This is a genomic window from Synechococcus sp. CCY 9618 (assembly GCF_019038415.1).
Classification (GTDB): Bacteria; Cyanobacteriota; Cyanobacteriia; order PCC-6307; family Cyanobiaceae; genus Cyanobium.
Genome location: NZ_JAFKRG010000001.1, coordinates 23240 through 33855 on the forward strand (window position 1 = coordinate 23240; position 10616 = coordinate 33855).

A 10616-nucleotide genomic window follows, 5' to 3' on the forward strand; every position below is an offset into this window, starting at 1 on the left:
GGCGCTCAGTGGGCCCGCAGGCGCTGGAGATTGCGCCGCTGGTCCTCGAACAGGCCGGTGAGCAGGCTGATCACACGCCGCTCGCGCAGCTTGATGTCAGCGGTGAGGGCCATGCCGGCCTGGAGGGGCACCGTGCTGGCGTTGGGCAGGGGGATGTTCTGGCGATCGAGCTGCAGGATCACCGGGAAGTGGAGGCCTTCGGCCTGGGTGCCGAGGACCTTCGTCTGCTCCTCTGGGGTGAGGGCATCGGAGCCGATGCGCTCCACCCGGGCCGGTACGTAGCCGAAGTCGTTGGCGGGGAAGGTCTCGATGGAGATGTCGGCGGTCTGGCCCACCTGCACGAAGCCGATGGCCTTGTTGGGCAGGTAGACCTTGGCCCGCAGGGAGTCCTGGGGCACCACCTTGAGCAGGGGGTTGGCTTCGTTGGCGCCCACCACGCTGCCGGCGCCGGGCACGATGTCGAACACCACGCCGTCGCTGGGGGCGGTGAGCACGCCGTACTGGATCTGCTGGCGGGCCTGGCGGATCTGGGCGTCGAGGTCGCTGATCTGGCGCAGGTTGGCCTCGATGGTGCTGCGCAGTTCCACATCGGTGCCGGAGCCGGTGTTGACCAGCTGGGAGCGGAGCCGGGCGATCTCGCGCTCCTCCTCGGCCACGCTGGTGCGCAGGTCCTGCATCTTGTTGCGGGCCTCGAGCAGCTGCACCTCGCTGACGGCGCCGTCGCGGACCAGGGACTGGTAGCGGCCTTCGATGTCGGTGTAGATGCGCAGGGATTCGCGGTAGCCGGCCAGGCGGGTGGTGCTCTTGGCCAGTTCCTCGCGGGCCGCATCGAGGCGGCTGTTGAGCTCCCGGGCGCGGTCGCGCAGCTGGCTGAGCTGGTTGGCTGTGAGGCCGGCGGTGGCGGCCTCCTCGCCGAGGGTGGCGCGGGCGACCCGGTTCTCGTTGAGCAGGCGCTCGCGGATGCTCTCGGCGGCGGCCAGCTTGCTGCGGGGCTCGCGCAGGTCGAAGCGGATCAGGGGCTGGCCTTTCCTGACCTCCTGGCCCTCCTTCACCAGCACCTCTTCCACCACGCCGGGCACCGGGGAATCCACGTCCTTGACGGTGCTCGAGGGCTCAAGCTTGCCGGGCACGGGGATGGTTTCGGCGATGGGCGCGGTGACGCTCCAGAGGCCGAGGGCCGCCACGCCACCCACCCCGGCCCAGAGCAGCAGGCTGGAACTGCGGCGGCTCTTGCGAAGCACCACCGTTTCGCTGAACGACCAGTCGCGTGCTCGGTCGGAACCGTTGCCTGCCAGGTCGCCTCCGAAGGGATGGTCGCCGGCCGCGGCAGAACCGGGGTCGGCTGAGGGCGTCGGCGACGGGGTGGCCGGGGGACCGGATGCCCGGCCCACCAGATCGACGCGGACGGCGGCCACGCCGTGACGGCGGTGGGCCCGGGGCGAGCGCAGCCAGCCGACGCCGTCCTCCAGGAAGGCCACGAGCCGGGAGGCTGGATCGGAGGAGCGGGGCGGGGAGGCCATCAGCTGAGTCCCTCCTGGTTCTGGCTGCGGTACAGGGCGTAGTACCAGCCGCGCAGCTGCATCAGCTGGCGGTGGTTGCCCTGCTCCATCACCGCCCCCTGGTCCATCAGCACGATCAGGTCGGCGGGCTGGACGGTGGTGAGGCGATGGGTGATGAAGAAGACGGTCCGGCCTCGGAAAGCCTCGAACAGGTTGATGCAGACCTGGCGTTCGGTGGTGGCATCGAGGGCGCTCGTGGCCTCATCGAGGATCAGCATGCGGGGGTTCTGAAGCACGGCCCGGGCCAGGGCGAGGCGCTGGCGCTGGCCGCCGGACAGGCCGGCGCCCCGTTCGCCGACGCTGGAGTTGTAGCCCTGGGGCATCTGCATGATGAAGTCGTGGGCACAGGCGATGCGGGCGGCGCGGACCATCTCGGTGGCGCTGGCATCGGGCTTCACCATCAGCAGGTTGTCCCGGATGGTGCCGTCGAAGAGGAGCGAATCCTGCGGCACCACACCGATCTGGCGGCGCAGGGAATACAGCTCCACCTTGCCGATGTCGAGGCCGTCGATCAGCACGCTGCCGCGCTCGGGCGGGTAGAACCTGGACAGCAGCTTCAGCAGGGTGGACTTGCCGCTGCCGGAGCCGCCCACCAGACCCACGAAGGAACCGGCGGCGATCTCCAGATTCACCCCGTCAAGCACCAGGGGCCCCTGGTCGCGGAAGCGGAAGGCCACATCGATGAACTGCACCCGGCCCTGGAGGGGGGGCAGGGGGATGTTGCCAGCCTGCTCCTGGGGTTGCTCGGTGGTGCGATCCACCACATCGGCCACCATGCGCAGGGCCTGGGTGTTGAACTGGAAGTCCTGCCAGGTGCTCACCAGCTGCACCAGAGGCTGGTTGATGTAGCCGGAGAGGATGCGGAAGGCGAACAGGGCGCCGATGCTGAGCTTGCCCTGGAAGATCAGCCAGATCGCCACGGCGATGACCACCAGCTGGCCGGCGTTGCTGAGGAACGTGGAGAGGTTGGCGATCGCCTCGCGGGTCACCTTGAGTTTGAAGTCTTCGCCGATGTAGGCCGCGTAGCGGTCCTGGAATTCCCAGCGGGTCTTGAGCTCGGCGTTCTGGGATTTGATCGTCTGGATGCCGGTGATGGCTTCCGTGAGGAAACTGGCGGCCCGCACGCCCTGGGCCATGGTGCGATGGATCTGGCCGCGCACCAGGGGGTTGCTCACCAGGGCCACCACCAGGATCAGAGGCAGGGTCGCCAGGGTGACCAGGGTGAGCAGGGGACTGATGGCGAACAGGATCGCCAGGTAGAGGAGGCTGAAGACGAAGTCCACCAGGGTGGGCAGGGTCTTGCCGAGCAGGAAATCGCGCAGGCGGTCGAGCTGGGAGAAGTAAAAGGTGATCTGCCCCACCGGCCGGGAGTCGAAGAAGCCCTGGGGCAGGCGCACCAGCTGGTCGAGAATGGTGGCTTTGGCGTCCTGGTCGATCCGGTTGGCCAGATCGGTGAACACGAAGCTGCGCAGGGTGCGGAAGACGCTTTCCAGAAGGGTGGCGAGCAGCATCACGGAGGCGATGCCTGCGAGGGCGCCGAGGTTGCGGCTGGCCAGCACGCTCTGGAGCAGGACGAGCAGGCCGAGAGGAAAGACCACCCTGAGGGTGTTGATCACCACTGAAGCCACCAGCACCTCGATCAGTTCACGGCGGTGCTGGTTGAGGAAGGGGGCGTACCAGCTCCAGTCGAAACGCCGTTGCTTGGCATCGGCCTTGCGATCGAAGAGGAGCAGCTCCACCATCCCTCCCTCATGGGTGATGAGCTCCTCGGCCGGCACCAGCAGGGCACCGATCTCGGCCTCCAGCAGCCGGGCGCGGCCATCGGGCTCGACGCCGTCGAGCAGGCCGAAGTGGCCGTTCTGGAGGAGCAGCGCCGGGGCGGGCACCCGGGCCAGACGACTGGCCGGCACGCGGGTCAGCACCACCCGCAGACCAAGGGTGTCCATGATCTGGCCGATGTTGACCAGGTTGAGGCTGTCCTGTCGCTGCAGGATCGCATCCACCTGGTCGGCGAGGGCATCGCGGTTGAGGGGCAGGCCGAAGTAGTCGGCCAGGGACTGACAGACGGCGATCGGCACCGCCCGGGGCCCGCTGGCCCGGGGGAGGGCGAGCCGCCCGCCGCCATCTCCGCTGCGTCGGGGCGGTGGTTCGAGGCTGGCGGCGTAGACAGTGGCGGGAGCCGCCACCCCGGCGAGGACGGCGGGAGTGAGGGGATCGGCGCCGAGGGTGATCGGTGCTTCGGCGTCACGGGGGATCGCCAGGCCGACCAGCCGCAGCCAGGGAGCATCGGGTCCGATGGGCCGCAGCGGGCGTGGAGTCCAGGGTTCGGCCAGGGGCAGGCCGCTGCTGGCGAACCAGCGGAAGCCTGGCGGCAGGCCCATCTCCGGGGGCGCCCCCGGCAGCAGGCTGCGCAGCCGCACCTGCTCGGGGGGCACCGGCCAGTCGTCGAGCAGGGCTTCGCCGAGGGGATCACGCCGGGCCAGGGCCAGCAGCACGGCGTGGAGCTCGGCCGGGCTGGGCTGGTTGGCGAACCAGGCGCCGAATTCGGGATGGCCCGTCAGCAGTTCGCGGAAGGCGGCGGTCGGGAGCTCCAGCGCCTCCACTTCGGTGGTGGCCCGCAGGTGCTCGCAGGGATCGCGACGCAGCAGGCCGGCCCAGCCTGCGAGGGCGCCTGGGGCGAGTCTCTCGATGGTGCGCAGGCCACGGCCGCTGGGGCTGGGTCCGAGGCTGCGCAGCTGGCCGCTGCAGAGCAGCAGCACGCCATCGGGCATCACATCCGGGCGCAGCACCGTCTGGCCGATGCGGAATCGACGCGGCTCCAGCAGGGCGTCGATGGCTTCGATCCGGGCAGAGGGAAGCCGGTCGAAGGGGGTGAAGTCCTTGAGCAGGCCGCTCAGGGCCCGGGGCGAGGAGGTCATGGGTTCCCGTCCTCCTCCAGAAGGGCGAGCATGGCGTCGAGGGCCGGCAGGGGCTGGCCCTCCAGCAGGGTGTCCACCCGCTGCTCGAGCCATGTGTTGAAAAGCTCGCGCAGCATGAGGTTCCTGTTGGCCTCGTCCAGGGAGGCGGGCAGCAACTGTTCGAGCCGCAGCACCACCCAGCTGGCGCCGGCCTGAAAAGGGTCGAACAACTCGCCCTGCCGCCCCCGACGCAGCCGGCCCACCAGGGTCTGGTGACCGGCGGCCAGGGATACAGGGCCGATCTGGCCGCGGCTGTGGCGCTCGGGGCCACTGGAGTGAAGCGGCGCCAGCTCGGGGAAATCGGCTTCCCCCTCCGCGATCTGCTGGTGAAGTTCGGCGGCGAGCTCCTCGCTCTCGAGGCGCAGCAGGGAGTACACCACCTGGTCGAGGGCGGGTTTGCGCTGCAGGAAGCGCACCTCCACTTCCGCGCCCCAGCGTCGCCGGCAGAGGCGCTGCAGTCGCTGCTCCTGGGTGGCCAGGATGCGGAGATCCTCGAAGGTCAGGCCGCGGCTGGCAAGCCAGGCGGGTACCTGCTCATCGGCGTTGACCCCGCGGCGCTGGAGGAAGGTCCCCATCAGATCCTTCTCCTCGCCGGCCGGAAGGGGGATGGCGCGAACCAGCTGATCCAGCACCCAGGCGCGGGCCAGGGCACGGGCCTGGCCCTGCTGGCGGATCAGCCGGTTCAGCTCCGAGATCGCCATCCAGGGGCGCCCGGGGGGAAGTTCCACCACCGCCGGCTCGCGGAGCCCCGAGAGCGGCTCGGGCAGGGCCTGGCGCTGGGCGGTCATGGGGTCTCCTCCCGGGCCTGGCGCCGTCGGGGGTGGCCATGGGGCAGCTGCAGACGGTCGAGGGCATCCGCCATCAGGGCGAGGCCGCGCTCGCGGCTCCAGGTGCCACGGGCGTAGGCGAAGGCGGCCGCGGCCATGGCGCTCCAGGCTCGATCGTCGCTGTCCAGATGCAGGACGGCGTCGCGCCACTCCCCGGGACTGCCGGCGATGAGAACTTCCTGCCCATGGCGCAGACCGGTGGCTTCGGCCGCCAGGGGGCTGAGCACCTGGGGGATCCCATGGGCGGCGGCGGCGACCACTTTTCCCTTGAGGCCGGCGCCGGAGCGCAGGGGAGCCAGGAAGACGCGATGGCGGGCGTACACCTCGGCGGGATCGGCCACCCAGCCTGCGGGGACCACCCCCGGCTCGCCGCCCCAGCGGCTGGCCAGTTCAGGGGTCAGGCCACTGCCGTACAGGTGGAGCCGCAGCTGGGGTCGCTGGCGGTGCAGGTCGGGCCAGACCTGTTGCAGAAAAGCCTCCACACCATCGCGGTTGGGGGGGTGGCCGTAGCTGCCGAGGAAGGCGAGGCCGCTGCGCCCCTCAAGGGGGGCAGGCGCTACGGGCCCCTGCACCACCCAGGGGCAGGGGGCGGTGGCGGCCTCGCCGAGGGTTTCGGCCTCGATCACGGCCCTCTCCACATCCGAATAACTGAAGGTGAGGTGCACCTCGCGCATCACCGCCAGCTCCTGGCGCTTCACCTGCTCGACCGCTTCAAGCGCCCGGCGGGCCGCTTCACCCTCGAGGCCCTCGGCCCGGGCGGCTCGCAGCTGGCGCAGATGGTGCAGATCGGCATTGCAGAACAGCAGCCGGGCCTGCGGAGCATGGCGACGGATCAGGGGCAGTGCCTGGGAGGCGACGGTGTATCGGGTGAGATAAATCAGTTCGAACTCCCGCCCCCGCTCCGACAGGAACTGCTCAAGGGAAAGCACGAAGGGGGCATGGATCAGCTCGACACCACGGCGCTGGAGGTCTTCGCTGTAGCTGCCGAGCCAGGCGAGGTTGAGCGGCAGGAGGGTGACCTTCCATCCGAGGGCCTGGAGCAGGTCCATCTCGACAAGGGCGGCATGGCTGCCGGCATCGCGGTCGGGCCGCGGGGTTTCCTGGTCGATGCAGAGGACGCGGCCGCAGATGCCCCGGTCCTTGATCGCTTCGGCGGCGGCGTGGCTCGGCTCGGTGGGGCCCACAAAGGCGTCGGCCCACTTGCGCTGGAACAGCGGAGCATGGATCCCCTGGTAACGCTTGAGGCCGGTGGCCGCTGCCGTGTCGGTGCCGCAGCTCATCCCCTCATGGTGGATCACCCTGGCGAGGGCGGCATAGCGCACCGAATGGCCGGCCTGGCGCACCTTGAAGGCCAGATCGGTGTCTTCGAAGTAGGCGGGGGTGAATTCGGGGCTGAATCCGCCCAGCTCATTCCAGAGGTCCAGGCGGATGGCCAGGGCGGCGCCACTGACGTAATCCACCTGGCGGCCGTAGGCGAAGCGTGGGTCGTGGGGATTGCCGCCGCGGCCGTAATTCCAGGGTTCACCGTTGCCCCAGACGATGCCGCCCGCCTCCTGGAGCCTGCCATCGGGGTAGATCAGCTGGGCTCCCACCATCCCGGTGTCGGGCCAGCGGGTGAAGGGGTCGAGCAGCTCCTCCAGCCAGATGGCGCAGGGCTCGGTGTCGTTGTTGAGCAGCACCAAAAAGGTGCCGCGAGCCGCAGCGGCGCCCGTCTGGCAGGCCCGGTTGAAGCCGAGGGCCGCTTCATGGCGGATCAGGCGGATTCCAGGGGCCTCCCGCTGCAGGGCGTCAGCGGTGCCGTCGCTGGAGCCGTCGTCGACCACCACGATCTCGTAGGAGATACGGGTGGGGGCATAGGCGATCGCCGCCAGGGCCCGGCGGGTGACCGCGTACTGGTTGTGCACCGGGATCACGATCGTGACCAGGGGGTCGGCCGCCACCGAAAGCCGCAGGGGCTGACGGGGGCCCCGGACGCCACCCGGCCCGGGTTCGTCGTCCCCTGCAGGAGCAGGAGACCCTTCACTGCGCCGGAGGGGCTGCTCGAGCAGGCGCTGCAGCAGGGGCAGGTCGGCCGGGAGGGGGGTGCCGTCGGCATCGGCCCAGGCCAGCCAGGTGCGCAGGCTGCGGTAGTGCTCCCTGGCCAGGGGCGAGAGCTGATCGGGAAATGGCGGCCGTCCGTGCTCCTGCAGGGCGGCCCAGGGGGTGAGGTGAAAGGGGACCAGCTCGTAGCGCTGGTCGAGCACCCGGCCGGGGACCGTCTCCAGCTGGAGATGGTGGACATCGCCATCGCAGAGGTCGGTGGGCAGCACCGCCTCGAAGGGCCAGGGCCCCTCCGGAAGGGGCTCAGGGGGCACCACCGACAGCCGGACGGCCCCGTCGAGACGGAGCTGAAGGGCTTCCGCGCCCCGGCCCCAGCCCTGCAGGCTTGTCGCCCGCAGCTGGGTCAGACCTCCGTCCAGGATGGGACCGTACTGGCGCTGGTGGGCGATCTGTCCGTAGGTGGCCGCATCCAGCCGCAGGGGACTGCCGGCCAGCTCCAGACCCCCCTCGGCAACGGTGAGCACCCGCAGAACCAGCCCGCGGGAGAAGGGGGGCAGGGGATGCTGGGGTCCCCATCGGAAGCGGAAGCCACAGGGAAGATCGATGCCTTCGGCCGGGAGGTCGGGCCGCTCCAGGTCCGCGGTCAGTTCGGAGATGGTCAGCCGCAGGGCCGGTTGCAGCAGGTCCTCGAGGATCAGCAGCAGCCTCAGGGGCTCGGCCAAGGGCCGCAGGGGCCAGTTGCAGGCCCATCCGCTGAGCCCACCGCTCTGGCTCCAGCCCTCAAGCTGCCCCACCAAGCTGCCGCGACGCAGTTCGGACAGGGTGCTGGACAGCTCAGGGAGCATCGCAGCCATGCTGGAATCGATGGGCGAACCCTATTGCCGCTCTGCTGCTTTGTCTCGTTCCGCCATGGACCCACCAGGCGGTGAGCCGGGGGTTCGGTTGCCCCTGCGTCTGCTCGGACAGCTGGATCTGCCTGCCGAGGTGCATCGGAGGCTGCTGACACAGCTGACAGAACTGGCTGCGGGCACGCTGCGGCGGTCCCTGGAGGAAGGAGCGCTGGACGGGGCCCTCGCCGCCCACGACGATCTGGCGGCGGCGGTGACCGCGCTGGCGACCCTGAGGCCGGAGCTGGAGGCCAGCCTCTGGCCCCGATACGGCGAGCTGCTGGCCCAGCTGGTGGCCCTGGCCCACGGGGCCCTGTTCCGGGAGGGTGAGACAGCCGTCTTGATGTCGCCCCAGCAGGAGGCAAGCCTCTGCTGGCGCCTCGCCGGGATGCTCGAGGGTGGCCTGGCCCGTCCCTGGTCGCCGCCGGAATGGCTGCCGGTGCTGGAGCAGCAGCTGGTTCAGCGGGGGGCGCTGGCCTGGCAGGAGCGGCGCGAGGAAGGTCCCGAGGCCCGGGAGCGCTGCCTGGATCTGTTCCTGCGGCTGGCTCAGCTGCAGGACCCGGTGGCGCCCTGGGTGGCGCAGGCCTGCCGGGAGGGGATGGAGGCCGTGGCCGGGACCGTGCTGACCCAGGCGACGCCGGATGAAGCGTCCCTGGCGGCTCTTGCGCAACGGCTGGAGCGGTTGCCGGTGGCGGAGGAACAGCGGCAGGCCTTCGAGACGGCCCTGCTGCGAACCCGCCTGAGCCTGGAGCTGATGCAGGCCGCTCGCCGGCAGGCCCGCACCGGGGCGGAGGCGCTCGAGGTGGTGGAGCCGGAGTGGCTGGACCGGGACGATGGGGAGCCTCCGGCGAGGCCGCTTCTGCGCCTCATCCTGGAGTCCGGGGATGGGGGCCTGGAGCCGCAAACCCTTTCCCTGGCGCCGTTCCTCGATGGGGATGGGGAGGGGGCGGTGCTGGCCGTCGAGAGGTTTCTGGCCTCGGCTCCGCCGCATGCCGCTGCGGGCCAGCCGGTACCGGATCTGCAGGCTGGCCTGGCGGCACGGGGTCTGCCGATGGGGGAGGACACCCTGATGGTGCTGCGGGCGGCGGCAGCGGCCTGGCAGGAGGCCCTCGGGGAGCGCCTGGTGCCGCTCGAACCCGCGGTCTTGGCAACGGGAGCGCTGATGGTGGAGCTGGATCCGCTGGAACTGGCGCTCCTGTGGCATCTGAGCCGGTCGCCGGAACAGGTGGAGGAAGCCCTGGGGGAACTGCGGCGCCGCCATCACGACGGTGACTTCTGGAACGCGGCGGCGGTGGAGGCCTTCCCCGCCCTGCCGGAGGCGCTGGAGGTGCTGCGGCGCTTCCAGTTGCAGGGTGGCTTCTACACGAGTTCCCACGCCCCGATGGAAAGCCTGCAGCGCTGGGCCCAGCCGGCGTTGCAGGCCCTGCTTCAGGCCCAGGTCTGGAGCGGCTCGGCCGGCACCCAGGCGCTGTGGCTCCCCTGGGGGGCGGAGGGGGGAGGATCCCTGCGTCACTCCCCCGACGCGGAGGGGCTGCTGGAGCGCCTGGGAGGCCAGGAGGTGCTGGTGGTGTCCGAGCACGGCGAGGCGATCCGGGAGGCGCACCTGGCCGGGCGTTTGTTCCGGGGTGAGCCCTTCGGTCTGCGCTGCCTGACCCCTCCGGCCAGCCGCCATCCCCAGCGGCCTGCGGCGGGATTCGAGATGAGTCTGGAAGGCTTGATCGAAGCCGTGGATCAGGCCTTCCGAGACCGTCCGTTCGCTTTGGTGTTGGCGGATTGCGGTGCCTATCGGCTCCCTCTGGCCCAGGCGGTGGTCAGCCGGTATGGGGTGATGTCGGTTGGCATCGCAGGTGGACTGCCCGGGATTGCGGCCTGGTTGACGACCCCTTGCCCCTGATGGCTAAACATAAGCTCCTACAAAGCAAGAGATGCATCTGCATGTTCAGGTGAGTAGTTCAAGGCTTTTGTCCAATATGCCTCATTCTGAATATTTGTCAGTCGTTCAACTTGTCGGCCTCGCTCAGTCCTCTTGGGCCTCTCAGTCATGCTAAATCTCAGCTTAATCTTCATACCTGTCTCTAAATTTCTCCTGGTATTGCTCTGTCGTGTACGCATAGCCTTTTGGTCGTTTCTGTACGGGCAGATCTACATGCCTGTGCGTATATGAAGTGAGTGTTCCACTCCATTGCTACTGTCGCCATCACTATGTTTTCCTGTTCACGAGGCTCTAGGAGGCTGCTGAAAAACCAGCCCAGCCGCGGGAGAATGGCCTAACGGCACTGAGCGAATGCGCGGCCAGCAGGAACGCACCGGCCCCCTGTTCTCGTACATCTCCACAGAAGACCGGAT

The 10616-nt window shown here is 69.7% G+C and carries 5 protein-coding genes; 1 reads left to right on the forward strand and 4 read right to left on the reverse strand.

All coding sequences use genetic code 11. From position 1 onward, the window contains the following. Window positions 1–5: 5 nt before the first annotated feature. Genes KUG41_RS00145 through KUG41_RS00160 form a run of 4 tightly spaced genes read right to left on the reverse strand, consistent with a single transcriptional unit; the run spans window position 6 to window position 8228 of the window. A complete protein-coding gene (locus KUG41_RS00145) occupies window positions 6–1520 on the reverse strand; it encodes an HlyD family efflux transporter periplasmic adaptor subunit (protein WP_216899867.1) in 1515 nt (504 codons plus the stop codon). Next, the gene (locus KUG41_RS00150) at window positions 1520–4477 is read right to left on the reverse strand and encodes a peptidase domain-containing ABC transporter (protein WP_216899869.1); all 2958 of its coding nucleotides are present in this window, start codon (window positions 4475–4477) and stop codon (window positions 1520–1522) included. The genes KUG41_RS00145 and KUG41_RS00150 overlap by 1 nt, the downstream gene beginning before the upstream one ends. Continuing rightward, window positions 4474–5304 carry a peptidylprolyl isomerase gene (locus KUG41_RS00155; RefSeq protein WP_216899871.1) on the reverse strand — a complete coding sequence of 277 codons (831 nt, stop codon included), beginning with the start codon at window positions 5302–5304 and terminating at the stop codon, window positions 4474–4476. Before KUG41_RS00155 ends, KUG41_RS00150 begins: the two co-directional genes overlap by 4 nt. Then, on the reverse strand, window positions 5301–8228 hold the full coding sequence (locus tag KUG41_RS00160) for a glycosyltransferase (protein WP_254216667.1): 2928 nt from the start codon (window positions 8226–8228) through the stop codon (window positions 5301–5303). Before KUG41_RS00160 ends, KUG41_RS00155 begins: the two co-directional genes overlap by 4 nt. Window positions 8229–8325: 97 nt before the next feature. Here KUG41_RS00160 and KUG41_RS00165 point away from each other — a divergent pair, with 97 nt between their 5' ends. Continuing rightward, complete coding sequence (locus tag KUG41_RS00165; RefSeq protein WP_216899875.1) at window positions 8326–10164, forward strand: hypothetical protein; 1839 nt, start codon at window positions 8326–8328, stop codon at window positions 10162–10164. Window positions 10165–10616: the final 452 nt, after the last annotated feature.